The following is a 23,339-nucleotide window of genomic DNA, read 5'->3' as shown; positions in this document are numbered from 1 at the left end:
TCGGCCTGCTCGTCGTCGCCCACGCCCGCCACCACGGCGAACCCGCCGCCACCGCCGCCCTGATCGAGGCCGCGCTCGCCGGTTCCGACGCCCTCGGCGGCCTCGCCGACGGCGCCCTCACCTGGCGCAGCGCGCCCGGCGCCCGTCTCACCGCCTGCGTCGCCGCGCTCGGCGCCGCCCTCGCCGCGGCGGCCGTCGCCGCGGCCGCCGCGGCGCTCGCCGTCCTGGTCGGCGCCGCGGGCGTGTTCATCGCACCCGCCACCACCACCGCCTACCTCATCGCCGACACCGCCGCGCCGCCCGGCGCGCGGGTCCGCGCCGCCGCCTGGGTCAACACCGCCCTCAACCTCGGCGCCACCACCGGCATCGCCGCCACCGGCGCGCTCCTGGACCTCCTCCCCCTGCGCGTGTGCTTCCTCGTCACCGCCCTGCCCGCCGCCGTCACGGCCGCCTTCCTGCTCCTCCGCCACCGGCCGCCACGGGCCCGGCACCTGTGACGCACCGGAAGCCGCCATGGGTCCGTCGAGGGGAGCATGGGTGAGGACCCTCCTCCGCCCGGCCCGCCGCCCGGCCCGCGGCGGCGGGCCGGGCGGCGGGCCGGGCGGCGCCTCACTCCAGTTCGTCCAGCTTCCGCGTCAGGACCGCCCGCTCCCGCTCGTTGCCGCACAGCGTCACCGCCGCGTCCAGCTCCGCACGGGCCTCCTCCGCGCGCCCCAGGCGCCGCAGCAGCTCCCCGCGCACGCTCGGCAGCAGATGCGATCCCGGCAACGCGCCCGCCTTCACCAGCCCGTCCACGATCGGCAACGCCGCGCCCGGGCCCCGCGCCATCGACACCGCCACCGCCCGGTTCAGGTCCACGACGGGGGAGGGCGCCAGCCGCCCCAGCGCCTCGTACAGCACCACGATCCGCTCCCAGTCGGTCTCCTCCACCGACCCGGCCACGGCGTGACACTCCGCGATCGCCGCCTGCAGCCCGTAGGCCCCCAGCCCGCGGCCCGTGCGCTCGGCCCGCGCCAGCGCCGCGCGCCCGCGCCCGATCGCCGCACGGTCCCACCGCCGCCGGTCCTGCCGCTCCAGCAGGACCGGTTCGCCGTCCGGGCCGACCCGCGCCGGGAACCGCGCCGCCGTCAGCTCCAGCAGTGCCAGCAGGCCGTGCGCCTCCGAAGCCTCGGGCATCAACCGCGCCATCACCCGCGCCAGCCGCTGCGCCTCGCCGGCCAGGTCCAGCCGGATCAGCTCGCGTCCCGAGCTCGCCGACGAACCCTCCGTGAAGATCAGGTAGATCACGCTGAGCACCGACCCCAGCCGCTCCGCCCGCTCCGCCGCCGACGGCACCGCGAACGGCACCCGCGCCGCCCCCAGCGTCTTCTTCGCCCGCGTGATCCGCGCCTGCACCGTCGCTGTCGGCACCAGGAACCCCCGGGCGATCTCGTCGCTGGTCAGGCCCCCGACGACGCGCAACGTCAACGCGACGCGCGCCTCCCGCGACAGCACCGGGTGACAGGAGGTGAACATCAGCGCCAGCACGTCGTCATCGATCTGATCCGGGTCCCACAGCACGTCCTCGTCCTCCCGGTTCCCGCCCGCGGGCGCGCCCCCGGACAGGGCGCCGCCCTCGCCCAGGTCCCGGGCCAGGACGGCGTACCTCTCGTCGCGCGCGGCACGCCGGCGGAACGCGTCGATCGCGCGCCGCCGGCCCACCGTCAGCAGCCATCCCGCCGGATTGCGCGGCACGCCGTCGCGCGGCCAGTTCACCAGCGCCTCCGCCAGCGCCTCCTGCGCCAGATCCTCCGCCAGCGCGAAATCGCCGGTGTACCGCGCCAGCGCACCGACGATCCGCGCCGACTCGATCCGCCACACGGCGGTGACGGCCTCACGGCCGTTGGAACCGCCCACCGAACCGTTCATCGAACCGTTCATCGTCCGCCGTCCGGGTCAGAGCTGCCCGGTCGCCTCCCGCCAGGCCCGCTCCTTCTGGATCCACTCGTTGTCCTGGGGGAACTCGTCGATCGTGGTGACCCGCCGGATCTCGGTCTTGAAGCCCGGCCCGGTGATCGGCGACCGCTTCGCCCACTCCACGGCCTCCTCCTTCGACGCCACGTTGAGGATGTAGAACCCGCCGAACAGCTCCTTGGTCTCCCCGTAGGGGCCGTCCGTCACCACCGGGACCTCCGCCGAGTGGTCGACCACGACGCCCTCGGACGCGTCGTCGAGCCCCTCCGCCGCCAGCAGCACCCCGGCCTTGATCAGCTCCTCGTTGTACCGCCCGACGGTCTCCAGCATCTGTGTGAAGTCGACGTCGCCCATCTGCGCGTAGGCCTCGTCGGTGGCGCGCCAGATCAGCATGTACTTCATCGTTCGTCTCCTCGCGTGGTCCGGGCCCTCTTCTCCGGGACCCTCTCACCCCCAGGTCGAACGGGACCAGCACGGATCGACATCACCGCCGGACATCTTCGGAAAATTTTTCGCGCGGCCTCCGGGCCCGCACCCGCGCGTCCTTCACCCTCGCCCCGACCTGCGCGTTCCCCGCACCGCCGCCATCGCCGCCGCGGCCGTTACCGGGTGTCGCAGTGCCGGCCCGTCCGCAGGTTGTCGGCGGCGGCGATGACGGCGTCGAGCCTGTCGCGGGCGTCCACCAGGCCGCCGATCCGTCCCTCGATGCGGTCCCGCTCCGCCGAAAGCCGCTCCGGCAGTTCCGGCGTCGCCTCACCGTCCACCACGCACGCCAGCAGGGCCACGATCGAGCCGCTCGGCACTCCCGCGGCGTACAGACGAGGACGACCTGCCGGTGACCCGCCGGGGGCCGGAATGGACCACCGAGCCCTACACCCTCAGCCCGGGCGGGCCTCAAGGGCCTGCTCACGCTGTTCGGGGCCGGGCACTCGCTCGGCGGGATCGCCGGATACGAGGCCGCCGAGACCACGGACGAGAACCCCGAGCGGGTCGCCCTCCGGCAGCGCGTCACGTGGACGTATCTCCGCCACGCGCTCGCCGTCGAGGACGAGAGCTGGGCGGCGGTGCGGCGGGCGCTGGCGCACGGCGACGCGCCGCTGGGGCGGATCGAGCACAGATGGGCGGCGGTGCTCGGGGGCGGCGGCGGAGCGGGAGCCGCACCCGTCACCGGCGGGGCCCGGCGGTTCACCGGTCCCCGCCGGCCCGGTCGCAAGGCGCGGCGCGCGACGCCACCCGGCGTCTGCGCGGCCGCGCCCGTCGGCGTCCCCGGCCCGGGAAGGCACGCGCGCCGGGTGCGGCGGCGCCCTCGCGGTCAGGCGCGGGTGCGCTCCATCAGGGCGGCGAACTCCTCCAGGGAGATTTTGCCGTCGCGGTCGACGTCGCTCTCGACGACCACCTCGACCGCGCGCGTCCGGCCGGCGTCCAGTCCCAGGGCGCGCATGAGGTTCTGCAGCTCCGGGATGGTGATGTATCCGTCACCGTCGACGTCGACGAGGTCGAACGTGGGCTTGTAGTCGTCGATGCCGCTCATGTGGGGTTCCCTCTTTCGTTGGCGGTGGGCCGACCGTAGCACCGGCCGGCCGCCTCGCGCGGCGGGGTGAGGGCGGCGGCGCCGGGTCCGCCATAATCGGACGAGTGCGCCGCTCGTACGAATTCCTCGATCACCCCGGGCCCATCCCCTTCGCTCACCGCGGCGGGGCCGGCGGGCGTCCCGAGAACTCCATGGCCGCCTTCCAGCGGGCGGTCGACCTGGGCTACCGCTATCTGGAGACCGACGCGCACGCCACCGCGGACGGTGTCGTGGTCGCGTTCCACGACCGCACCCTGGACCGGGTGACCGACCGGACCGGCACCGTCGCCCGGCTCCCCTTCGCGGAGATCGCGCGGGCCCGGATCGCCGGGACCGAGCCGATCCCCCGGCTGGAGGACGTCCTGGGGGCCTGGCCGGACGCGCGCGTCAACATCGACCTCAAGGACGCCGGGGTCATCGGGCCGCTCGCCGAGGTGCTGCGCCGCACGAACGCCTGGCACCGGGTGTGCCTGACGTCGTTCTCCACCCGCAGGCTCGCGCAGATGCGGGCGCGGCTGCCGCTGTACACGGACAAGGACGTGTGCACGGCGCTGGGGCCGCGCGGGGTGATGGCGCTGCGCGCCAAGTCGTACGGGGGACCGACGGCCAAGCTGGTGCGGCTGGCCGCGACGGGGGTGGCGTGCGCGCAGGTGCCCTACGGGCTGGGGCCGCTGCCGTTCGTGACCGAGGGGTTCGTCGCCACGGCGCACCGGCTGGGGCTGCAGGTCCACGCCTGGACGGTGAACGACGGGGCCGCGATGGAGCGGCTGCTGGACATCGGCGTCGACGGCATCATGACCGACGAGCTGGTCACCTTGCGCCGCGTGCTGGCGGCCCGGGGACTGTGGGAGCGTCCGTCGCCCGCGCCGGAGAGCCGGGCCGGGGCCTGACGGGCGCCCGGGGCGCCGGACGGCCGCTGGGCAGGGCGGCCGGGACGAGGCGGCCGGGACGAGGCGGCCGGGTCAGCGGCCGAATCCGGGCGGCCGGTACTCGGCGGCGATGCGCAGCGGCGCCGCCTGGGGGCGGTCGGCGGGCGGCGCGGGCTGCGCCGTTTGCGCGGTCTGCCCGGGCTGCGGCAGCTCGACCCGCTGCGACCGCACCGCCTCCAGCAGCTCCAGATCTTCCGGGGAGACCAGCGCGGCCATCACCTTGCCCCGCCGCGTCAGTTTCACGGGCTCGCCGGTGTAGGCGACCCGGTTGACGAGGTCCGCGAACTGGGCGCGTGCTTCGGTTACCGGAACATCCACGGGATTCATCGTATAGCGAAACATGGTCACTCCCCCTGGCCTCGGCACCGGGCCGCCACTAGCCTCGGACGTACATAGTGTACGGAATGTACAGATCGAGCGGGAGGGTTCATGAACGAGGAGCCGAGGCCCCGGCCCGGTGAGCGGCGAACGCAAACCCGACCGGACGCCCGATCGGACACCCACGCGCCCCGCGTCCGCGCCAAGCTCGCCGAGGCGCCGCAGCTCGCCGAGGCGCAGCTGTTCGAGCGGCTGCTCGCGCAGCGCATCGTGTTCCTCGGAACCGAGATCGACGATCAGGTCGCCAACCGGGTGAACGCGCAGCTGCTGCTGCTCGCGGCGCACGACGCGCGGCGCGACATCACCCTCTACATCAACTCCCCCGGCGGCGTCGTGGACGCCGGGATGGCGATCTACGACATGATGCAGTTCGTCCCGAACGACATCTCCACCGTCGCGATGGGCATGGCCGCCTCCATGGGACAGACACTGCTGTGCGCGGGAACGGCCGGCAAGCGCTACGCGCTGCGGCACGCGCGCGTCATGATGCACCAGCCGCACGGCGGCATCGGCGGCACCGCGTCCGACATCAAGATCCAGGCCGAGCAGTCGCTCTACCTGAAGCGGACCCTGGCCGAGCGGACCGCGTTCCACACCGGGCAGCCCCTGGAGCGGATCGAGACCGACGCCGACCGGGACCGGTGGTTCACCGCCGAGCAGGCACGCGAGTACGGGTTCATCGACCACGTCATCGACAGCACGGACCGGGTGGGCACGTGACGCGGGCCGAGAAACGCTCCCTCGTCCCCTCCTACGAGGAGCAGACGCCCTACGGGCGCAAGGAGACCGACCCCTACAACAAGCTGTTCGAGGACCGCATCGTGTTCCTCGGGACCCCGGTCGACGACGTCAGCGCCAATGACGTCACCGCGCAGATGCTGGCGCTGGAGGGCATGGACCCCGACCGCCGCATCGCCCTGTACATCAACTCCCCCGGCGGGTCGCTGACGGCGATGATGGCGATCCACGACACGATGCAGTACGTCCGTCCCGACGTGGAGACCACCTGCGTGGGGCAGGCGGGAGCGGCGGCGGCGGTGCTGCTGGCGGCCGGGACGCCCGGAAAGCGCGCGGCGCTGGCCAGCGCCCGGATCCTGCTGCACCAGCCGGAGGCGGGGACGTCCCGCGGCCAGTCCAGCGACCTGCAGATCCAGGCGGAGGAGGTGCTGCGGCTGCGCACCCAGACCGAGGCGATCATCGCCGAGGCCACGGGCAAGGACCCCGCGACGGTGCGCCGCGACCTCGACCGCGACCGCTACTTCACCGCCCGGGAGGCGCTGGAGTACGGGCTGATCGACGAGGTCCTGACGTCGCGGCGCTGACCCTCCCGGGCGGGCGCGCGGGCCCCGCGGGGCGGCCCGGGAGGGAGGTTCCCCACGCGGCGGCGTGGCACCGGCGAGAACAAGCAGGGTTGGACCGGGCCCCGGACGGGAATCTTGTCACGGTATCCGGCGTTCACGCGTAGCCGTGGGCTATGGTTTTGGTGCTTCGACGTGCACAGACTAGCCGCGGTTCCATGGAAGTGGAAGTGAATGCGGCTAGAACGCCGGATACCGTGAGGTCCCCCATGGCCGATGCCCCCTCCCCCGACGCGGCTCCCGAGGAGCCGCCCGCCGCCCCGTGCGCTGCCGACGACTTGCTGGAGTTGCTGCCGTCCTGGCATCGCGACATGCTCAACGACGGCGCGAGCCCGCTCACCCTGAAGACCTACGGCCAGTCGGTGCGGACCCTCGCCGCGCACCTGGCCGCCCTCGACGATCCTCCCGCCACGATGGAGGACATCACCCGCGAGCACATCAAGGACTGGCTGACGGCGATGCGCGAGGCCGGGCTGAAGGAGTCCACCCGAAGCACCAAGTTCGCCAACTGCCGCGCGTTCTTCAACTGGCTGGTGGCCGAGGACGAGCTGCCCGCGTCCCCGATGGACGGGGTGAAGCAGCCCTCGGTGAAGGACCAGCCGGTGCCCGTCGTGGCCCGCGAGGGCGTGCTGGCGATGCTGGACGGCTGCGACAACACCTACGAGGGGCGCCGCGACGAGGCGATCATCCGGTCGTTCGCCGACGGCGGCATGCGGGTCGGGGAGCTGACCAAGCTGACGGTCGACGATGTCGACATGGAGCAGCAGGTGTTCTGGGTGCACGGGAAGGGCGGCCGCAAGCGGGCGGTGCCGTTCGGCGCGAAGACCGCGCGGGCGGTGGACCGGTACCTGCGGGCGCGGCGCCGGCACCCCAAGGCGCGGACGACGGACCGGCTGTTCCTGAGCCGGGTGGGTCCCATCAGTGTGGACCGGGTGGAGAAGATGATCGCGCAGCGGGCGGAGGCGGCCGGGCTCGGGCATCTCTACCCGCATCAGCTTCGGCATACCGCGGCGCATCAGTTGCGGCTGGCGGGGATGAACGACCAGGACATGAAGCGGATCTTCGGGTGGCGCTCCAGTCGGATGCTGGAGCGGTACGGGGCGTCGGCGGCGGATGAGCGGGCGCGGGAGGCGCACCGGCGGCTGTCGTTCGGGGATCAACTGTAGAAGGTCCGCCCGCGGATGTGCGGGGCACCCGCGGGCGGACCGTTCCATTGGGTCGGGCGGGAGCGGCCCGGCCTAGTTGAGCGGTGCCCGCTGCCGCAGCTCGGTCAGGACGTCATGCTCGACGTGCACGACGCGCTGACCGAGCTGCTCGAGGCGGGACAGGCGCCAGTCGATGAGGAGCGCGGCGCCGGCGGTGGCGGTGTAGATGACTCCGGCGAGTCCGAGGTCCCGCAGGGCGGGTGTAGGCGCGGTCACGAGGAGGAGAACGGCGGCGACTGAGGCGGCGACGACGGTGGCGCCGGTGATGAGCTGAGCGTGCACGTAGTGCTCCCGAGATGCGTGCGACCTCACCTTGCGCGGTTAGGTGACCCTTAGTCAGGGAGTCGCTGTGTACTGTGACTGATCGCCCATCATCGGTGATTTCGGTCTTAAAAGTCACCCAGTGTCTATGACCGTTTACGGCCAGGAGGTTGCGTAAACCTTGCAGGTCAGGCAGCGGTTACCGCTCGCCGCGATCGTTCCGTGATTGTTCTTCGGCTTTCCTTTTCAGCATGTCAATGAGGTCCGCAACCATGGCCTGAGCCTCGGCGTCGAGATGTCGCCACGAGTTCACGATCTCTTCGGCCATCCGCTCGTTCTCGGCCATCACCTCCTCCGCCTCGTCCATGACGCTCCGCCGGCGCAGCCTGGGGCGCCGCCGCCTTCCGCTGGCCTCGGCGGGTTCGGGGGCGCCGCCTTCGCGGACTCGGTCGACACTGCCCGACTTCCATTTGAGGGTCTGCTCCAGGCCGCTCTTGGTGAGGGCGCTGGGATTCTGCCCGTTCCGGATGGCGCGCAGGGTCTCGGTGGTGATTCCTGCGCCCTCGGCGACCTGGCGGAGGCTGAGCCCCAGTTCGGTGCGGCGCGCTTCGATGGCGGCCTTGAGCCGCTCGTGCGGTTTCTCGCTCACGTCCCCACATCTTGCAGCACAGACCTGCACAGGTCTATATGGATCTGGAAGGTATTTTCGCAGGTCAGCGCAATTATGTGTCAGATTCGCCCTCCATCTGCGCAGATTGCCCCTACAAACCTGTGCAGATCTGGCGTATCGTCTGGGCATGGCAAAGCTCACCCTCACCGCTGACGGCCGCAAGATGCGGCTCGCCCGGGAGGCCGCAGACCTCACGGTCGACGACCTCGTCGAGCGCCTCCGCGCCGCGGGCATCGAGCGGCACGTCGACACCATCCGCAACATCGAGCTCGGCCATCAGCAGCCCGGCCTCGAACTCTTCAACGCCTACGCCCGCATCGTCGGCGTGCCGCGCATGGACTTGGCGGTCGACGAGCCGACGGCGGAGTCCGCCTGATGGGCCCCTCGAAGAAGCGCCGAGAGGACGCGTGGGATGTCCGCCGCCAGCAGCGCGCCCAGGCCGCGAAGGAGCTGGAGGAGGTCAAGCGCAAGGCCGAGGAGGCCAGGCGCCGGGCCGAGCAGAAGAAGGGAGGGAAGAAGTGACCGGACTGCAGCTCTTCCGCTTCGACGAGAACGCCGACGCCGGGGTGATCCACTACCCGGAGACCGGGCAGTCCCTCCGGTGGGCCCGCGTCGACGGCACCGTCTGGCTCCACTTCGCCGACCTCTGCAAGGGCACCGGCCACAGCAACCCCTCGGCCGCGATCCACCTCGTCGAGGACGACGACCGGCGCAAGCTGAACCTCAACGAGGTTTTCGCAGGTCACGCCGCCCTAAAGAACCTTAGGGCCGGGGTGACCAGCGGAAATGCGGAGGCGTGGTTCGTCAACGAGGACGGCTTCGCCACTCTCGGGCTTGCCGGCCGCGGCGACGGGCCGCGCATGTTCCGCCGCTGGGTCGTGAAGGTCGTCCTGCCGCAGTTCCGCCGGTCGGCCGAGATGGCCAAGTCGCCGGACGCTGACCTCGATGTGATCCAGTCGATGGTGGACGCGATCCGCCAGCAGCGCGCCGACATGCGCGCCACGCAGCAGCGCGTCACCACCGTCGAGGCGAAGGTCTCCGCGATCGAGGGGCGCCACGACTGGTTCACCGCTCTCGCCCACGCCAAGCTCACCGACCGGCCTACCGACCGGCCGTACCTGTCCCGAGTCGGCGCCAAGGCCACCCGGCTGCTGAAGGCCCGCGGGGAGAAGCCGGTCCCCCGGCAGGACGCCACGTTCGGAACCGTGAACACCTACCCGGCCGATGTGCTGGAGCAGGCGTTCGAGGCGGTGTCCCGCTGATGGGCAAGCCGAAGAACCTGACGCCGGCGGAGCGGAGCCTCCGCGCTCGCATCGCCGTGAACACGTCCTGGGCGAACACCAGGGACCGGTCCGCCCGCACCGCGAACGGCACCGCCTCCTCCCCCGCGTCCCTCTCCTACTGGGAGAAGCGCGTCGACCCCGACGGCGAGATGGACGACGCGACGCGGGCGAAGGCGGCGGAGAACGCTCGGTCCGCGCACTACCAGCGGATGGCGTACCGGGCCGCGCAGGCCCGCAAGAACAAGACCCCCTGAAAGCAGATGCCCCGGCCTGGGTGCACAGGACCGGGGCGGCGGAGGAATCCGCACCCACATCCTACGGAGGATCCGATGTCCACCCCCACCATCCGCGAGCTGATGACCTCAAAGGAGGTTGCGACCGCGTTCCGTGTCACCCCGAAGACCGTCGCCCTCTGGGGGCAGGCCGGGAAGTTGTCCTCGATTCGCACGCCGACGGGGCCGTACCGCTTCTTCGCCGACGAGGTGCACGCCCTGCTGGCCGCCACCACGACGGAGGCGACCCGATGATGAAGCCCTCGCAGATCCTTGAGCGGGCCGCCGACGTGGTCGAGCGGAACGGCCTGCACCACGGCGACTGGATCTTGACCGTCCCCGACATGCCGGAAGTCGACTGCCCCGTCTGCGCCGGTGGCGCGATCAACGTCGCTGCCCTCGGCCACGCCGAGATCGACGCCGACGACGAGGCGTCCCTGCGCGGGGCGCACCGGCAGGCGTACCTCGCGCTGGCGCGGCTCATCGTCCCGGGCGTGGCCGAGGAGACCGAGGCCCTGATCGAGACGGTCGCCCGCTGGAACGACGCCGAGAGGCCGACCGCCGAGCAGGTCGTGGCCATGCTGCGCGCCGCCGCCGAGAACGAGCGGAGGCAGGACCGGTGAAGGCCAGCGAGATCCTCGACGGTGCCGCGGCCGTGATCGAGCGGCAGGGCTGGCACTGGGGCTACTTCTTCGACACCGAGCAGGCGTCCTTGGGTGTCCCCGCCCGCGAGTGCCGGGTGTGCATGGTCGGCGCGATCCACATCGCCTCCGGGCGACCCGTGGACGCCCGCATCCACCACAAGAACCCCGGGCGCGCTTACAGGGCCGTTCTGGAGCACCTCGATCTGCTCACGGGCTCGGTGGCCGACTGGAACGACCGGCCCGGCCGGACCGCGTTCGAGGTCATCACCGTCCTGCGTGCGGTCGCCGCGAGCGAGCGGGAGGCGGGCCGGTGAGGAAGTACGACTACGGGCCGCTGCGGACCTACGAGGTGATCTGGAGGTCCGGGCACGTCGAGACCGTCCAGGGCCACCAGGTGACGTTCAGCGGCGGCGACGACGCGGTGGCCGCGATGTTCGGGCAGCCGTCCAGGCAGCCCGCCCGGTTCAAGATCCACGGCGACTTCCCCGACGGGTGGCGGCTGGTGCTGTTCGGGCTGCAGGACGACGTCCTCACCATCCGCGACGTCACCGCCGCCGAGCATCTGAACGGGGAGGCGTCGTGAGGGCGTACGACTCGGAGCTGGACGAGCAGGTCGCGATGGTCGTGGACCTGTACGAGCCCGCCCTCATCGACGCGACGGCCGCGGTGACGATCCTGCGGGAGACGCTCCAGGTGTGCCCGCAGGTGTGCGCGATGTTGCTGCGCAGGGAGATGCGCCGCCGGGACCAGGAGGTCGCCGACCGGAACGCGGTCGCCGAGCGGGAGATCCGCGACATGGGCCTCGACGACGGGTCGTGGGGCCGATGAGCGCGCGCATCACAGAGCCCGGCGTCTACGACATCCCGGCCGACCTCTACCACCGCGACCCCGTCGAGGGCGGGTCGCTGTCGAGCACGGGCGCGCGGCGGCTGCTTCAGATGCCGCCCGCCCGCTGGCGGTACGAGCTGGAGCACCCGACGCCGCCGACCCCCGCGATGATCCTCGGCACCGCCGTGCACACCCTCATCCTCGGCGCCGGCCCGAAGCCGGTTCGTGTCGACGCGAAGCGGTGGGACAGCAAGGCGGCGAAGGAGGCCCGCGCCGAGGAGGAGGCGCTCGGGAACCTGCCGCTGCTGGCTGACACCTACGACCAGGCGTTCGCGATGGCGTCCGCCGTCCTGCGGCACCCGGTCGCGAGGAAGCTGTTCGCCCCGGCGCGCGGGAAGTCCGAGCAGGTGCTCGTCTGGCGCGACGAGGAGACCGGCGTGATGTGCCGGGCGATGGTCGACCACATGCCCCACGCGGGCACGGTCGGGCTGCACATCCTGGCGGACCTGAAGACGACGACGAACGCGTCGCCAAGGAAGGTCGCCAAGACGGTCGCGGACTTCGGCTACGACCAGCAGGGCGCCTGGTATCTGGACGGCTATCGCGCGCTGGGCCTCGCGCCGGACCCGGCGATGGTCTTCGTGTTCGTCGAGAAGGACCCGCCCTACCTGGTGTCCGTCGTCGAGCTGGATCAGCCCGCGCTGATCGTCGGCGGCGAGCTGAACCGCCGCGCCCTGGACCTCTACGCCCGGTGCCGCGCGACCGACACGTGGCCGGGCTATTCCCCCGAGATCGAGCTGGTGTCGCTGCCCGCGTGGGCGAGCGCGCGCCTGGAGGAGCCGTTCTGATGACCGAGATTGCCACCCGAGCGAACACGCAGGTCGGGGCGTTCGACTCGACCGACGAGCAGATCTTCACCTACCTGGGGCTCAACCCGCGGGACCCGAAGTCCCGCGCGGTCGTTGCGGTCGCCCGGCACTACGACCTGGACCCGCTGCTGAAGCACGTGATCGTCATCCCGAAGGGCGGGGTGTACATCACCCGGGACGGGCTGCTGCACGTCGCGCACACGTCCGGGCAGCTCGACGGGATCGTCGTCGAGCAGGAGCCGACGCTGTCGGAGGACGGCTCGGAGTGGACCGCCCGGGTCAGCGTGTACCGGAAGGACATGAGGTTCCCGTTCACCTACCCGGGCCGCTACCAGGCGCGCGGCGGCGGGAACGTGCAGTACGCGCAGGAGATGGCGTTGAAGGCCGCCGAGTCGCACGCGCTGCGCAGGGCGTTCGACGTGACGGGGCTGCCGACGCAGGACGAGCAGCGGCCGGCGGAGCAGCAGCAGCGGGTGACGGCGGCGGACGTGACCGGGCCGCGTGCGTCGGAGCCGCCGCAGCAGGAGGCCGCGCCGGGGCCGGCCCACCGCGTGCCGGAGCCGGACGACGTGGTGGACGGCGAGATCGTCGCGCCCGCGATGGAGTACGGCGACGCGGACGCCGACGCCGCCGAGCAGGCCGCCGAGCACGAGGCGGGTGCGTGATGGCCCGCGTGCGTCGCTGGAACAGCGACAAGCCGCACCGCTGCCCCGAGTGCCACGCCATCGTGGACAGCGACAAGCCGCCGACGTGGCGCGCCGCCTACGAGTGCTGCGCCTGCGGAGTGCGCTTCGCGCGCTGGCCCCGCCTCGCGGCGCTGCTTCCGGTTCGGACCTGCAAGGACCTCGCGCCCGGCACGTGTCCCTATCTCGCCCTCACCCGGGACGGCGGTGCGTCGTGAGGCTCAGGTGGCGGTGCATCTACTGCTTCGCGTGGAACGCCGGATGGCTGCGTGCGTGCGGGAGCTGCGGGTGGTCCCGGTGATGTACCGCCTCGTCTCCGCGCTGCTTGTCGTCGGTGACTACCTCCTGCTCCGCACCGTCGCCTGCACCCCCCGCGTGTGCGACGGGTGCGGCAGGACGTGGCGGCGCCTCACCCCCACCCAGTGCACCCAGATCGGTGCGCGGCGCCTGCCGGCGTGCCGCCGCTGGACCTGCTCCGGGCGCCTGCACCCCGTGTGGGAGCCCACAACCGACCAGGAGCGCTTCCTGCGGGATGTGCTCGCCGCCGAGGCCGAGTGCCTCACCGAAGAGAACGGCGCCCCGGGCTGGACCCCCGGGACGCCGCCAACGGCAACCGACTGCAGAGGAGTCGACGCCATGACCATCATCTCGCGACGAGCCCGCGACTTGCACGCGGGCGACGTCATCACCCACGACCCGGACCACGACCGGCCCGTCCGCTGGCGCGTGTCCCGCCCGCCGGTCGCGGCCGGTGGCGGCGAGTACGCCCTCGCGCACTACTGGGACCTGGACTCCGGCAGCGAGGGGATCCTCTACTTCAAGGCGCTGCGCGAGCTGCCCGTCGAGCCCGTGGGCGGTGCGGCATGAGTCCCGCCGACGAGCTGCGCGCCGCCGCGCAGAAGATCCGCGACACCGCCAAGGGCGCCACGCCCGGTCCCTGGCAGGTCGGCAACGGCGTCGAGATCGGCATCGGCATCGAGCAGCACAGCCCCGGCCGGTTCTCCTACGACGCCCTCCTCGCCGAGGTCACCAGCGAAAACGACCGCATCAACGACGTCGAGGACGCCAAGGACTTCCGCAGCGTCGACATCACCGTCGGGTCGGCGGAGGCCGACGCCGCGTGGATCGCGCTGGCCAGCCCGCAGATCGCCGAGCCGATCGCCGCGTGGCTGGAGGGCGCGGGCTGCGACCTGGGAGGTGCGGAGGCGTACCTGGCCCGCACGGTGCCTGGCGAGATCTTCGACCCCTTCGAGTACGTGGACGAGCCCGACTCGGTGCGCGCCGCCCTCGCCGTCGCTCGCGCAATCAACGGGGGTGCCCGATGACCGCTGCGATCCTCGCCCACGTCAAGACCCTCGTCGGCGAACTCCGCGACCAGGCCCGCGCCGCGTTCTCCACCGCCGCCGGGATCGAACAGAAGGCCGTCGAGCCCGCACGGCGCCTCTCCGACATGACGGTCGAGGAAACCGACCTCATGGAGCAGGAGCACAACCTCACCGAGCGGCTCGCCGCCGTCCGGCGCCGCCTCGAAACGCTACGCCCCGAGATGCTCGCCGTCCGGCAGGAGTACGACGCCCTCAAGGCCGAGCACGCCCACCACGCCCAGATCGGCGAGAAGGCCGCGCGCACCGCCGACTACTACGAGCGCACCACCATCCCCGACGTCGAGCGGATCCTCGCCGCGCCGCCCGCCCCCGTCGAGCAGCCACCGGCCGGTCCCCCGCCGCCGCCGCGCGACGAGACCGCGCTCGTGCCCGTCCCCAACGACGACATGTTCAACGTCATCGACTCGACGGGCGCCGACTGGCTGAAGGCCGGGCACCCGCTCGTCACCGCGACGGACGTGGCCGCCCCGGAGGTGGACGGCCCCCGGCACGCCAAGCCGCCCAAGCGCGTGGACGTGTCCGGCGCGTTCAAGGCGATCACGGGCCGCCTCGTGGCCGACGAGCCGCCCGCCATCTCCCGCAAGGCCGGTGTCCACAAGGCCATCACCCCCACCAGCGAGCAGAACGGAGACCGGCAGTGATCGAGCGCATCAGCAGCGGCGACGTGGAGCTGACCACGATCGACTACGGGGACGAGACCGGCCCCTTCTACTACGTCGTCATCGACGACACGCCCGTCCTGCCGGAGGCGCCGCTGCCGTGGAATGAGGCGCAGCGGAAGGCCGAGCAGGAGCGGGCGGAGGACCCTGACGCGTCGGTCGAGGTCGTCGAGTGCACGGACGAGGACCTGAAGTGGGCGGGCATCCGATGAGCGAGATCAGGCCCGTCGAGGGCGGTCCGCACGACCTCGTGCACACGGCCGTCCGCGCGCTGGAACGGCGGCGCCCGTACACCGCTGAGACGGACGCGCTGGTGACGCTGCTGCGCGGCATGTGTGAGCGGCACCAGGTGCCCGTCTACCCGGACCCGAACCGCCGGTGCTCGTGCGGCGCGCTGATCCCCTGGGGGGACGTGCTGCGGGACGAGCCGTGCCCGGAGATGCGGGACGTGCTTGACCTGGCGGGCGCGATCGTCGAGGACGACCAGCGCGAGCTGGTGTCGCTGAACGTCGCCCGCCGCACCGTGCAGGGCGGGGGTGCCCGATGAGCGAGATCGACCGGCTGACGGCCCTCGGGAGCGTGGACGCGATCCTCGACGAGCTCCAGCAGCGCCGCACCGAGTGGGACGACGCCCGCGAGGCCCTCGACGCGCTGATCTCCGCCGGGTGGAAGCCGGAGCCCACCGCCACCCCGGCGGGCGGGGTCGAGAGCGTCGTCTCGTCGGGGCCGCTGTCCGACGAGCAGCTCGCCGAGATCCGGGAGGAGCTCGACCTCGGGACCGGTCTCCTGTCCGAGGAGACAGTCCTCGCGCTGCTGGCCGAGGTGAAGCGGCTCCGCTCGCAGCTCGGCATGCACCTGACCGCGTGGCGCAACGCCCGGCAGCGAGCCCGCATCGCCACCGCCCGTGAGGGCTACTGGCGTGGGCGCGCCGAAACCCACGAGGCCGCACTCAAGGCGGCCGACGCCGAACGGGACCGGATCGCCGAACTGCGAGACGCCGCCATGCGGGAGTTGGCCCGCGAGCGCACGGCCCTTGACCAGGCCGCTGGAGAGCTGAAGCAGGCCGAGGCCGAGCGGGACCGCCTCGCCGAGCAGGCCCGGCAGGCACGGTGGCTCGCCGCCGAGATGCACGAGTTCAACTCCCCCGAGGGCGAGCACCTGCCCGACTGCCCCGGCTGCCGCATCGAACGCGCCCTCGACGGCGAGCCCGGCGCCTGACGACCACCTGCGGGGCCGCCGCCACCCGCGGCGGCCCCCACCCCCAGGAGACCCACATGACCAGCACCACCAAGATCGAGTGGACCGGCGCCACCTGGAACCCGGTAACCGGCTGCACCAAGGTGTCGCCGGGCTGCGACAACTGCTACGCCGAGACGTTCGCCGAGCGGTGGCGTGGCACGCCCGGCCACCACTTCGAGGCCGGGTTCGACCTGACGCTCCGCCCCGAGCGACTCGAACAGCCGCTCCGCTGGCGGAAGCCGCGCCGTGTGTTCGTCAACAGCATGAGCGACCTGTTCCACGAGGGCGTGCCGGACGAGTTCATCGCCGAGGTCTTCTCCGTGATGGCCCGCGCTTCGCAGCACACCTTCCAGGTGCTCACGAAGCGGCACGGGCGGATGCGGTCGCTGCTGAACCGGCCGAGCTTCCGCGACAACCTCGCGCACCTCGCGCCGTGGCCGCTGCCGAATGTGTGGCTCGGCGTGTCAGCCGAGGACCAGAAGCGCGCCAACCTGCGCGTACCCGCGCTCATGCAGACCCCGGCCGCCATCCGGTTCATCAGCGCCGAGCCCCTCCTTGGACCGATCAACCTGCACCACGGCCTCACACACTGCCCGACCCACGACTTCCCCGGCGGGTTCTGCAGCGGGCCGTGTCCCGACCGCATCGCCCCGGACTGGGTCATCGTCGGCGGCGAGTCCGGGCCCGGCGCCCGCCCCATGCACCCCGACTGGGCCCGCACCCTCCGCGACCAGTGCACCACCGCCGGGATCCCGTTCTTCTTCAAGCAGCACGGGGCGTGGGTCCCGGAATCGATGCTCCTGCACACCAACGGCGCGCAGGCCGCGTTCCTGGACACCGACGGCACCTTCCGCCCGCTCCACAACGGCCGTCCCGTCGAACCGCCGATGGCGCGCGGCGAAGCGATCACCGTCCGCCTTGTCAGCAAGAAGACCGCCGGGCGCGAGTTGGACGGCCGGACCTGGGACGAGTTCCCGGCCACCGCCGTCCTCGGGGGCGACCGGTGAGCGCCACCCTGTCCACCGTCATCAGCGTCGGCGGCGCCGTCGCCCTCCTCGCGTTCGCGGTCTGCGTCACCGAGCGCGACGAGCAGACCCGCGCCACCCATGACGAGCGGGACCCGCGCATCGACGCCCTCCCGCCCGACCCCACCGACGGCCGCGACTACGACCCCGACCTGGACGAGGTCGGCCTCCCCGGCACCGGACCCCGACGCGACCGAGAGGAGGCGATGTGACCGCCACCGACGTCCACGAAATCCGCCACGGCTACAACCTCGCCGACCTCGACCGCCTCGCCCACGCCGCCATCTGGCGGCACTGGATGACCAGCATCCCCCTCCAGGACCGCCGCGACCTCGCCTGGTCAGCCATCGCCGAACACCTCTGCACCGCCGAGACCCGACCCGAACCCGTCGACCTCATCCGGGCCGCCGAAGACGCCATCAGCCGCACCCGCTACGACGACTGGCACCACCAGGGCTACGACTACAACAAGCAGGACGGCCGCGCCATGGGCCGCTTCGTCGCCTACTGGACCGGGCTCGGCGTCACCCCCGACTTCGGGCCCGCCATCATCGACCGCACCGCCCTGTGGCAGATCTGGCCACACCTCAACGACAACCACCGGCGCGCCCTGCTCGCCCTCGCAACCCACGGCGACTACCACGCCGCCGCCGACGCCCTGGGCCTGACGTACAAGGCGTACACGATGCTGCTGGTCCGGGCCCGCCGGGCGTTCTTCACGCTCTGGCATGAAGGCGAGGCTCCGTCCCGGCCGTGGGGCACCGACCGGCGGCAGGGCTCTAAGGACCGGTCGGTCGCCGGACTCGTCCGCGCTCGCGAGCGCCGCCGTGCGGAGCGGGCCGCGTGACCGTCACCGACCGGGCGCCCGCCGGTCACACCGAGGCCGACCGCAAGACCGTCCGCTGCGTTGAGTGCGGCACCCGCGGCCACCCCTTGCAGATCCTGCAGCGCTCCTACTGCGAGCACCGCACCTGCATGCGCGGGCCCTGCTGGAACGCCCACCCCCGCACCTGCCCGACGTGGCTGACCGCCACCGGCGGCCGCCGCCGCCCGGCCGAGCCGGTACAGACCGCGCTGCCCACGCCGGACGCCCCCGCGGCCCCGGCGCCCCCGGCGGTCCAGCCCGCCCTGTTCGACTTGGAGACCACATGACCGAGCCCCGCGTGGTCGGCATCGACCCGTCCCTCACCGCCACCGGCGTCGCCCACTGGTCCGGCAAGCTCCACACCTACACGCCTTGGAAGGGCCTGACCGGCGTCCCCCGCATCCGCGACATCCGCGCCCAGCTCTACACCTGCACCCAATCCGCCGACCTCGTCGTCATCGAAGGCCCCGCCTACTCCCGGCAGCTCGGCGCCGGGCACCACGAGGCCGCCGGCCTGTGGTGGGCGATCGTCGACCTCGTCCACACCCGCGGCACCCCGTACGCGGTCGTGCCCCCGACGACGCTGAAGCGGTACGCCACCGGCAAGGGCAACGCCACCAAACCCGACATGCGAGTCGCGTGGCTGAAGCGCACCGGCGAGGACGTCCGCGACGACAACGCCGTGGACGCCGCATTCCTGCGTGCGATGGGCATGGACCACCTCGGCTGCCCCGTGGTCGAGGTGCCCAAGACCCACCGCGCCGCGCTCGACGCCGTGGCGTGGCCGGAGGTGACCGCGTGACCGCCCGCATCCGCTGCCGCTGCTGCGGACGCCCCGGCCACCACAAAGGCCACGGCTACCGCGAAACGTGCTGGCGCCGCTGGGTCGCCGCCGGACGCCCCGCCGACGGGCCACCCATGCCCGTGGAGCCCCCCGAACGCCCCTACCGCACGGCCGCCGACGCCGCCGAACTCCGCGCCCGGTTCGCCCGCCTGCGCGAAGCCGGCCTCACCATCCCCGCGGCCGCCGCCCGGCTGCGGATCTCGTTCAGCACCGCCAACCGGTACGAGGCCACCCGGAAGGAGACCGCGTGAGCCGCCGCAAGGTCCGCGTCGAGGTCGACGCGCAGCACCTCACCGACCGGGCCCGCCGCGGCCGCGTCACCGTCGACAAGGGCGCCGAAGTCACCGCCCTGCACCGCCTCCACGGCGCCGAAGACCCGCTCCCCGAGTGGCAGACCGACAGCGCCGCCCGCTACGCCCACCGGCACGCCCCCGACCTGGCCGACATGCTCGGCCTCCCCGCACCCGTCCGGCCGCGCGGCACCATCCCCGCGCTCGGCCACGACACCGCGGAAGACCTGCTGCGCGCCGCTGCCGAAGGGGCCGACGCCGCCCGCGCCGTCCTGGCGACCATGTCCCGCGTCGAGGCCGAAGCCGCCCTCCGCACGCTCCACGCCCGCCGCAAGCAGCGGGAGGCGCGGTGAACGGCATCGTCCGGCAGCTCGTCGCCGCCCGCCGCGAGCAGCACCTGACGCAGGCCGACGTCGCCGCCCGCATGGGCTGCGCCCAGGGCGCCGTCGCGAACCGCGAGTCGGGCACCCGCGCCGTCCGCCTCGACGTCGCGGAGGCGTGGGCGGCTGCGCTCGGCTACCGGCTCGCCCTCATCCCGCTCGAGGGCGAGGAGGGCGCCGCATGAAGCCCTACTGGGAAGACGACCACGTCACCCTCTACCACGGTGACATGCGGGAGGTACTGCCCGCCCTCGCCGTCCAGGCCGCCCTCGTGATCGCCGACCCACCGTACGCCGAGACCAGCCTCGCGTGGGACCGGTGGCCCGACGGGTGGCCGGCTATCGCCGCCACCGTCACGCGATCCATGTGGTGCTTCGGCAGCATGCGCATGTTCCTCGACCGGCGGTCGGAGTTCGCTGGCTGGAAGCTCTCCCAGGACGTCATCTGGGAGAAGCACGCCGGGTCGGGATTTACTGCCGACCGGTTCATGCGTGTCCACGAGTTCGCCTTGCATTGGTACCGAGGCGACTGGCGCGGCGTCCATCACGACACTCCCCGCGAGGTGAGTCATCGCAAGAGCGAAGGCCGCGTCGTCAAGATGGGGCACGCTCCGCACCGGAGAGCAATCAGGCCCGGCACGTGGGAGGACGACGGCACGCGGCTGATGCGATCGGTCATCACCGTCCGGTCGATGCACGGTCGCGCTATCCATCCCACCGAGAAGCCACTGGGCATCCTAACCCCGCTCATCGAGTACGCGTGTCCGCCCGGCGGTCTCGTCGTCGACCCGTTCGCCGGCAGCGGCAGCACGTTGGAGGCCGCGCGCCTCACCGGCCGCCGCGCCATCGGCATCGAAGCGCACGAACCGTACGCCGAGGCCGCCGCCAAGCGCCTCGCGCAGGCGCCCCTGGAGGTGCCGTGACCGACGAACTGGACGCGCGGGTGCGGGCGCTGGAGGCCGAACGCGCCCGCCCCGACCCCGGCGAAGGCCCCACCGTCGAGGAGCTCATGCAGCGCCTCATCGGCACCCTCGCCGCCCTCTGGACCACCCGACCCGACAAGGAGAAGCAGTGACCGAACGTCGCCGGTTCGGCATCCGTCAGCGGCGCGCACTGTTCCGCCGGAGCGGCGGCCGGTGCGCTCGATGCGACACGCCACTTGACGTCGGATGGCACGCCGACCACGTCGCCCCGCACGCGCTCGGCGGCCCGACCCTCACCAGCAACGGCCAAGCCCTCTGCCCGCCCTGCAACCTCCTCAAGGGAACGACCGTGGCCTACAACGACACATTCCGCCCTCGCCCGTTCCAGGCCGACGTCATCGAGGCCGTCCTCGACGGCTTCGCCACCGGCCGCAAGACCACGGTGGCGCTCGGCACGCCCGGCACCGGCAAAACCCTCGCCTACCAGGCTACGGCCACCCAGCTCATCCGCGAGGGCCTCATCGACTACGTCGCGGTGTTCGTGCCGCGCGTGACGCTGGCGCAGCAGTGCGAGACGTCCTGGATGCACCAGGACCGCAAGACCAAGGAACTGCACGGGCTTCATGGCTTGTTCGACGCCCGTGCCCGCCTCGGCAAGATCCGGCACATGGACGCCAACCCACCGTTCACACGACCAGGCGAGACGGGGACCGGGTTCGTGTCCTGCTACGCCTCGCTCGTCCGCGCCGAGATCGACTACCTGGACTGGGCGCGCGAGCACGAAGGGCGGTTCCTGCTCGTCGCCGACGAAGCCCAGTTCTGCGGCGCCCGCGACGACGACCGCGGCGGCGGAACGGAAGCCGGACGGGTCGTCAAAGAGATGCACGCCTACGCCGCCCACACGCTCTTGCTGACCGGCACTCCGTACCGCGCCGACGGCCGCAAGCTCATCCTCGCCGACTACGGCGACCTCGACACCGACGGCAAGCAGCTCCTGATCCGCCAGGTCGAGGCCACGTACGAGGACGGCATCGAAGAGGGCTACCTGCGACGCTTCGAGATGCAGATGCACGACGGGTGGGTCACCGAGACCGACGTCGCCGGGGAGTTCTCGACGAGGTACCGGCTATCCAAGCGGGAGGCGTCCCTCAAGCCCATCATGCGACTGCCGTCAACCTGGCAGCCGCTCACCGACCGCGTCGTGCAGGCCGTGAAGGAGAAGCAGATCCTCAACCCCGACTACCGGGGACTGATCTCCTGCATGGAACGCCGTGACGCCGAAGCGGTCCGCGACTACCTCGCGGCCGTCCACCCGGAGCTTCGGGTGTACATCGCGGTGTCGTCCGACGGGGCGGCCGCGCAGAAGGCGCTGCAGGACTTTAAGGACAAGCCCGCCGACATCCTCGTCACCGTCCGGATGGCGTTCATCGGTTACGACTGCCCGAAGATCACCGTCGTCGGGGTGCTCACCCACTACCGCGACCCGGGTCACCTGATGCAGCTCATCGGGCGGGGCTTGCGGACATGGGACGCCGAACCGTCCCGTGAGCAGTCGTGCCGGGTGATCGCACCCGACGACCCGCGCATGCAGGCGTTCCTGGCGATGCTGAAGGAGCAGTCCGAGGAGGGCGTGCGGCGCCGCAAGGAGCGCGACGGGGACACTGCTGGGCCGGGCGAGGGGCCGTCCTTCATTGACGAGCTGACCGTCATCGAGAAGACGGAACTCGACCGGGAGCGGCGCGTCAGCCCGGACATCGAGCTCGACCACGACGAACTGATGCTGTACGAGGCGATCAAGGCCAAGCACGGCTCGTCCATCGACACGACGATGTTCGCCGCGATGGTCGCGGACCTCGGCATGCGGCTGACGAACCCGAATCCGACAGCGAACGCGGCGTCCCAGGCGTTCGACGAGCCGGCCGCCGCTCCACGGCCGGAGCCGCCGCGTGAAGTGCTCACCGACAAGCAGCAGATCGAGCGCATCAACGCCGAGACCGCCGAGGTCGTCCGCGACTACCTGGCCACACGCGGCATCAGGGCGGGTCACCCCGAATACAGCATGTACATCGGCAAGGTGACGAGCCGCGTCAACGCTGCCTCCAGGAAGGCCGCGCAGGTGCGGACGGTCGAGGACGCCGAGCAGCGCCTCGCGGCGGCGCGGCGCCTGTGCGGTGCGTCGTGACTGACCGGATCGTGTCGGCTGGCGACCTGACGCCGGAGCAGCGCCGCATCCACCGGGTGGAGCACATTCTCCGGCGAGACGGCGGGTCTCCTGGCAGCGCGCTGGATGGGCTCGCGTCGATCGTCGAGGACGAGACGTGGCGAAAGGTGCCGTCCGGCCCGGATGGAGCGCCGCGGTTCACCTCTTTCACGGCGTTCGTGGAGGCGCGCCGCCCATACGGTCTGGGCTATTCGGTGCGGCAGTTGCGGGCGCTGCTGAAGCTGTGCCACCCGGACGAGGACAAGAAGGCCGACGTCCGCGACCGCATGGACGCGATGCGGGCCGAGGTCGAACGCCTGATTGCCGAGGAGATCCCCGAAGCATTGCCGGTTGGCCGACCGACCGAAAAACATTGTGACACAAACATTAAGCCTGACCGGGTTGAGCACATCGTTGCCCGACTGAAGCGTGACGACCCGGCCCTTGCCGAGCAGGTCGTCAACGGCGACCTGACCGCGAACGCCGCCGCCCGCGCGAAGGGCTGGCGCCGCCCCCGCGTCGTCGTCTCCTCCCCCGAACGCACCGCCGCATCCCTCCGCAAGCACATGACCCTCGAGGACCTGCACGCCCTCGCCCGCCTACTGCTCGACGAGGAGGACAACTGAC

Annotated in this window: 42 protein-coding genes; 35 read left to right on the top strand and 7 right to left on the bottom strand. The window is 72.1% G+C overall.

What is annotated here, in order from left to right; all coding sequences use genetic code 11:
• The coding region (locus ACFQ11_RS18525; RefSeq protein WP_378300144.1) for an MFS transporter at nt 1-497 on the top strand (497 nt) is incomplete at its 5' end.
• A 112-nt stretch (nt 498-609) separates the two neighbouring features.
• Here the strand turns inward: ACFQ11_RS18525 and ACFQ11_RS18520 are convergent.
• From ACFQ11_RS18520 to ACFQ11_RS18505, 4 genes are all read right to left on the bottom strand, one after another.
• Entirely contained in the window at nt 610-1,908 is a 1,299-nt protein-coding gene (locus tag ACFQ11_RS18520; RefSeq protein ID WP_378300142.1) for an RNA polymerase sigma factor, read from the bottom strand.
• 27 nt (nt 1,909-1,935) lie between these two features.
• Nucleotides 1,936-2,355 carry a YciI family protein gene (locus tag ACFQ11_RS18515; RefSeq protein WP_378300140.1) on the bottom strand — a complete coding sequence of 140 codons (420 nt, stop codon included), beginning with the start codon at nt 2,353-2,355 and terminating at the stop codon, nt 1,936-1,938.
• Between the two features lie 200 nt (nt 2,356-2,555).
• The gene (locus tag ACFQ11_RS18510; protein WP_378300138.1) at nt 2,556-2,756 is read right to left on the bottom strand and encodes a hypothetical protein; all 201 of its coding nucleotides are present in this window, start codon (nt 2,754-2,756) and stop codon (nt 2,556-2,558) included.
• A gap of 509 nt (nt 2,757-3,265) precedes the next feature.
• Nucleotides 3,266-3,484 (bottom strand): EF-hand domain-containing protein, encoded by a 219-nt coding sequence (locus ACFQ11_RS18505; protein ID WP_378300136.1) that lies wholly within the window; start codon nt 3,482-3,484, stop codon nt 3,266-3,268.
• 104 nt (nt 3,485-3,588) lie between these two features.
• Here ACFQ11_RS18505 and ACFQ11_RS18500 point away from each other — a divergent pair, with 104 nt between their 5' ends.
• Entirely contained in the window at nt 3,589-4,413 is an 825-nt protein-coding gene (locus ACFQ11_RS18500) for a glycerophosphodiester phosphodiesterase (RefSeq protein WP_378300134.1), read from the top strand.
• A gap of 72 nt (nt 4,414-4,485) precedes the next feature.
• Here the strand turns inward: ACFQ11_RS18500 and ACFQ11_RS18495 are convergent, their stop codons facing one another.
• Complete coding sequence (locus tag ACFQ11_RS18495; RefSeq protein ID WP_378300132.1) at nt 4,486-4,779, bottom strand: type II toxin-antitoxin system Phd/YefM family antitoxin; 294 nt, start codon at nt 4,777-4,779, stop codon at nt 4,486-4,488.
• A gap of 102 nt (nt 4,780-4,881) precedes the next feature.
• Between ACFQ11_RS18495 and ACFQ11_RS18490 the strand changes: the two genes are divergently transcribed.
• The 3 genes from ACFQ11_RS18490 to ACFQ11_RS18480 all read left to right on the top strand — a co-directional run bounded on the left by ACFQ11_RS18490 (nt 4,882) and on the right by ACFQ11_RS18480 (nt 7,354).
• Nucleotides 4,882-5,550 carry a ClpP family protease gene (locus tag ACFQ11_RS18490; protein WP_378300130.1) on the top strand — a complete coding sequence of 223 codons (669 nt, stop codon included), beginning with the start codon at nt 4,882-4,884 and terminating at the stop codon, nt 5,548-5,550.
• Nucleotides 5,547-6,152: an ATP-dependent Clp protease proteolytic subunit gene (locus ACFQ11_RS18485; RefSeq protein WP_378300128.1), complete on the top strand. Its 606-nt coding sequence runs from the start codon at nt 5,547-5,549 to the stop codon at nt 6,150-6,152. The genes ACFQ11_RS18490 and ACFQ11_RS18485 overlap by 4 nt, the downstream gene beginning before the upstream one ends.
• 245 nt (nt 6,153-6,397) lie before the next feature.
• Entirely contained in the window at nt 6,398-7,354 is a 957-nt protein-coding gene (locus ACFQ11_RS18480; RefSeq protein WP_378300126.1) for a tyrosine-type recombinase/integrase, read from the top strand.
• 72 nt (nt 7,355-7,426) lie between these two features.
• On the opposite strand, the gene ACFQ11_RS18475 is transcribed toward ACFQ11_RS18480, so the two are convergent.
• Together ACFQ11_RS18475 and ACFQ11_RS18470 are read right to left on the bottom strand one after the other, a co-directional pair.
• Nucleotides 7,427-7,675, bottom strand: a complete 249-nt coding sequence (locus tag ACFQ11_RS18475; protein ID WP_378300124.1) for a hypothetical protein — start codon at nt 7,673-7,675, stop codon at nt 7,427-7,429.
• 178 nt (nt 7,676-7,853) lie between these two features.
• On the bottom strand, nt 7,854-8,303 hold the full coding sequence (locus tag ACFQ11_RS18470) for a helix-turn-helix domain-containing protein (RefSeq protein WP_378300122.1): 450 nt from the start codon (nt 8,301-8,303) through the stop codon (nt 7,854-7,856).
• A 148-nt stretch (nt 8,304-8,451) separates the two neighbouring features.
• Between ACFQ11_RS18470 and ACFQ11_RS18465 the strand changes: the two genes are divergently transcribed.
• The 30 genes from ACFQ11_RS18465 to ACFQ11_RS18320 all read left to right on the top strand — a co-directional run bounded on the left by ACFQ11_RS18465 (nt 8,452) and on the right by ACFQ11_RS18320 (nt 23,338).
• Complete coding sequence (locus ACFQ11_RS18465; protein ID WP_378300120.1) at nt 8,452-8,700, top strand: helix-turn-helix domain-containing protein; 249 nt, start codon at nt 8,452-8,454, stop codon at nt 8,698-8,700.
• Complete coding sequence (locus ACFQ11_RS18460; RefSeq protein WP_378300118.1) at nt 8,700-8,846, top strand: hypothetical protein; 147 nt, start codon at nt 8,700-8,702, stop codon at nt 8,844-8,846. The genes ACFQ11_RS18465 and ACFQ11_RS18460 overlap by 1 nt, the downstream gene beginning before the upstream one ends.
• A complete protein-coding gene (locus tag ACFQ11_RS18455) occupies nt 8,843-9,586 on the top strand; it encodes a BRO-N domain-containing protein (RefSeq protein ID WP_378300116.1) in 744 nt (247 codons plus the stop codon). Before ACFQ11_RS18460 ends, ACFQ11_RS18455 begins: the two co-directional genes overlap by 4 nt.
• Nucleotides 9,586-9,861, top strand: a complete 276-nt coding sequence (locus ACFQ11_RS18450) for a hypothetical protein (RefSeq protein ID WP_378300114.1) — start codon at nt 9,586-9,588, stop codon at nt 9,859-9,861. Before ACFQ11_RS18455 ends, ACFQ11_RS18450 begins: the two co-directional genes overlap by 1 nt.
• Nucleotides 9,862-9,936: 75 nt before the next feature.
• The gene (locus tag ACFQ11_RS18445) at nt 9,937-10,134 is read left to right on the top strand and encodes a MerR family DNA-binding transcriptional regulator (RefSeq protein WP_378300112.1); all 198 of its coding nucleotides are present in this window, start codon (nt 9,937-9,939) and stop codon (nt 10,132-10,134) included.
• Nucleotides 10,131-10,502, top strand: a complete 372-nt coding sequence (locus ACFQ11_RS18440) for a DUF6197 family protein (protein ID WP_378300110.1) — start codon at nt 10,131-10,133, stop codon at nt 10,500-10,502. Before ACFQ11_RS18445 ends, ACFQ11_RS18440 begins: the two co-directional genes overlap by 4 nt.
• Nucleotides 10,499-10,837, top strand: coding sequence for a DUF6197 family protein (locus tag ACFQ11_RS18435; RefSeq protein WP_378300108.1), 339 nt, complete (start codon nt 10,499-10,501; stop codon nt 10,835-10,837). Before ACFQ11_RS18440 ends, ACFQ11_RS18435 begins: the two co-directional genes overlap by 4 nt.
• Nucleotides 10,834-11,106: a hypothetical protein gene (locus tag ACFQ11_RS18430; protein WP_378300106.1), complete on the top strand. Its 273-nt coding sequence runs from the start codon at nt 10,834-10,836 to the stop codon at nt 11,104-11,106. Before ACFQ11_RS18435 ends, ACFQ11_RS18430 begins: the two co-directional genes overlap by 4 nt.
• Nucleotides 11,103-11,351 (top strand): hypothetical protein, encoded by a 249-nt coding sequence (locus ACFQ11_RS18425; RefSeq protein ID WP_378300104.1) that lies wholly within the window; start codon nt 11,103-11,105, stop codon nt 11,349-11,351. Before ACFQ11_RS18430 ends, ACFQ11_RS18425 begins: the two co-directional genes overlap by 4 nt.
• Complete coding sequence (locus ACFQ11_RS18420) at nt 11,348-12,199, top strand: PD-(D/E)XK nuclease-like domain-containing protein (RefSeq protein WP_378300102.1); 852 nt, start codon at nt 11,348-11,350, stop codon at nt 12,197-12,199. Before ACFQ11_RS18425 ends, ACFQ11_RS18420 begins: the two co-directional genes overlap by 4 nt.
• Entirely contained in the window at nt 12,199-12,885 is a 687-nt protein-coding gene (locus ACFQ11_RS18415) for a recombinase RecT (RefSeq protein WP_378300100.1), read from the top strand. Before ACFQ11_RS18420 ends, ACFQ11_RS18415 begins: the two co-directional genes overlap by 1 nt.
• Nucleotides 12,885-13,121 carry a hypothetical protein gene (locus ACFQ11_RS18410; RefSeq protein WP_378300098.1) on the top strand — a complete coding sequence of 79 codons (237 nt, stop codon included), beginning with the start codon at nt 12,885-12,887 and terminating at the stop codon, nt 13,119-13,121. The genes ACFQ11_RS18415 and ACFQ11_RS18410 overlap by 1 nt, the downstream gene beginning before the upstream one ends.
• A gap of 43 nt (nt 13,122-13,164) precedes the next feature.
• Nucleotides 13,165-13,770 (top strand): hypothetical protein, encoded by a 606-nt coding sequence (locus ACFQ11_RS18405; RefSeq protein ID WP_378300096.1) that lies wholly within the window; start codon nt 13,165-13,167, stop codon nt 13,768-13,770.
• On the top strand, nt 13,767-14,228 hold the full coding sequence (locus tag ACFQ11_RS18400) for a hypothetical protein (protein WP_378300094.1): 462 nt from the start codon (nt 13,767-13,769) through the stop codon (nt 14,226-14,228). The genes ACFQ11_RS18405 and ACFQ11_RS18400 overlap by 4 nt, the downstream gene beginning before the upstream one ends.
• Nucleotides 14,225-14,929: a hypothetical protein gene (locus ACFQ11_RS18395; protein ID WP_378300092.1), complete on the top strand. Its 705-nt coding sequence runs from the start codon at nt 14,225-14,227 to the stop codon at nt 14,927-14,929. The genes ACFQ11_RS18400 and ACFQ11_RS18395 overlap by 4 nt, the downstream gene beginning before the upstream one ends.
• A complete protein-coding gene (locus ACFQ11_RS18390) occupies nt 14,926-15,159 on the top strand; it encodes a hypothetical protein (protein ID WP_378300090.1) in 234 nt (77 codons plus the stop codon). The genes ACFQ11_RS18395 and ACFQ11_RS18390 overlap by 4 nt, the downstream gene beginning before the upstream one ends.
• Entirely contained in the window at nt 15,156-15,494 is a 339-nt protein-coding gene (locus ACFQ11_RS18385) for a hypothetical protein (protein ID WP_378300088.1), read from the top strand. Before ACFQ11_RS18390 ends, ACFQ11_RS18385 begins: the two co-directional genes overlap by 4 nt.
• Nucleotides 15,491-16,165, top strand: a complete 675-nt coding sequence (locus ACFQ11_RS18380; RefSeq protein ID WP_378300086.1) for a hypothetical protein — start codon at nt 15,491-15,493, stop codon at nt 16,163-16,165. Before ACFQ11_RS18385 ends, ACFQ11_RS18380 begins: the two co-directional genes overlap by 4 nt.
• A gap of 56 nt (nt 16,166-16,221) precedes the next feature.
• A complete protein-coding gene (locus tag ACFQ11_RS18375; protein ID WP_378300084.1) occupies nt 16,222-17,193 on the top strand; it encodes a DUF5131 family protein in 972 nt (323 codons plus the stop codon).
• A complete protein-coding gene (locus tag ACFQ11_RS18370; RefSeq protein ID WP_378300082.1) occupies nt 17,190-17,423 on the top strand; it encodes a hypothetical protein in 234 nt (77 codons plus the stop codon). Before ACFQ11_RS18375 ends, ACFQ11_RS18370 begins: the two co-directional genes overlap by 4 nt.
• Nucleotides 17,420-18,058 (top strand): hypothetical protein, encoded by a 639-nt coding sequence (locus ACFQ11_RS18365; RefSeq protein ID WP_378300080.1) that lies wholly within the window; start codon nt 17,420-17,422, stop codon nt 18,056-18,058. The genes ACFQ11_RS18370 and ACFQ11_RS18365 overlap by 4 nt, the downstream gene beginning before the upstream one ends.
• Nucleotides 18,055-18,363 (top strand): hypothetical protein, encoded by a 309-nt coding sequence (locus tag ACFQ11_RS18360; RefSeq protein ID WP_378300078.1) that lies wholly within the window; start codon nt 18,055-18,057, stop codon nt 18,361-18,363. The genes ACFQ11_RS18365 and ACFQ11_RS18360 overlap by 4 nt, the downstream gene beginning before the upstream one ends.
• The gene (locus ACFQ11_RS18355; RefSeq protein ID WP_378300076.1) at nt 18,360-18,878 is read left to right on the top strand and encodes a hypothetical protein; all 519 of its coding nucleotides are present in this window, start codon (nt 18,360-18,362) and stop codon (nt 18,876-18,878) included. The genes ACFQ11_RS18360 and ACFQ11_RS18355 overlap by 4 nt, the downstream gene beginning before the upstream one ends.
• Nucleotides 18,875-19,171, top strand: a complete 297-nt coding sequence (locus tag ACFQ11_RS18350; RefSeq protein ID WP_378300074.1) for a helix-turn-helix domain-containing protein — start codon at nt 18,875-18,877, stop codon at nt 19,169-19,171. Before ACFQ11_RS18355 ends, ACFQ11_RS18350 begins: the two co-directional genes overlap by 4 nt.
• The gene (locus tag ACFQ11_RS18345) at nt 19,168-19,563 is read left to right on the top strand and encodes a hypothetical protein (protein ID WP_378300072.1); all 396 of its coding nucleotides are present in this window, start codon (nt 19,168-19,170) and stop codon (nt 19,561-19,563) included. Before ACFQ11_RS18350 ends, ACFQ11_RS18345 begins: the two co-directional genes overlap by 4 nt.
• Nucleotides 19,560-19,775: a helix-turn-helix domain-containing protein gene (locus tag ACFQ11_RS18340; protein ID WP_378300070.1), complete on the top strand. Its 216-nt coding sequence runs from the start codon at nt 19,560-19,562 to the stop codon at nt 19,773-19,775. Before ACFQ11_RS18345 ends, ACFQ11_RS18340 begins: the two co-directional genes overlap by 4 nt.
• Complete coding sequence (locus ACFQ11_RS18335; RefSeq protein ID WP_378300068.1) at nt 19,772-20,512, top strand: DNA-methyltransferase; 741 nt, start codon at nt 19,772-19,774, stop codon at nt 20,510-20,512. Before ACFQ11_RS18340 ends, ACFQ11_RS18335 begins: the two co-directional genes overlap by 4 nt.
• Nucleotides 20,509-20,664, top strand: coding sequence for a hypothetical protein (locus ACFQ11_RS18330; protein WP_378300066.1), 156 nt, complete (start codon nt 20,509-20,511; stop codon nt 20,662-20,664). The genes ACFQ11_RS18335 and ACFQ11_RS18330 overlap by 4 nt, the downstream gene beginning before the upstream one ends.
• Nucleotides 20,661-22,694 carry a DEAD/DEAH box helicase family protein gene (locus ACFQ11_RS18325; protein ID WP_378300064.1) on the top strand — a complete coding sequence of 678 codons (2,034 nt, stop codon included), beginning with the start codon at nt 20,661-20,663 and terminating at the stop codon, nt 22,692-22,694. Before ACFQ11_RS18330 ends, ACFQ11_RS18325 begins: the two co-directional genes overlap by 4 nt.
• A complete protein-coding gene (locus ACFQ11_RS18320; protein ID WP_378300062.1) occupies nt 22,691-23,338 on the top strand; it encodes a hypothetical protein in 648 nt (215 codons plus the stop codon). The genes ACFQ11_RS18325 and ACFQ11_RS18320 overlap by 4 nt, the downstream gene beginning before the upstream one ends.
• Nucleotide 23,339: the final 1 nt, after the last annotated feature.

Source organism: Actinomadura sediminis (assembly GCF_042675525.1).
GTDB lineage: Bacteria > Actinomycetota > Actinomycetes > Streptosporangiales > Streptosporangiaceae > Spirillospora > Spirillospora sediminis.
The sequence above is the reverse complement of the archived record's forward strand: the minus strand, read 5'-3'. Positions and strand labels throughout refer to the sequence as shown.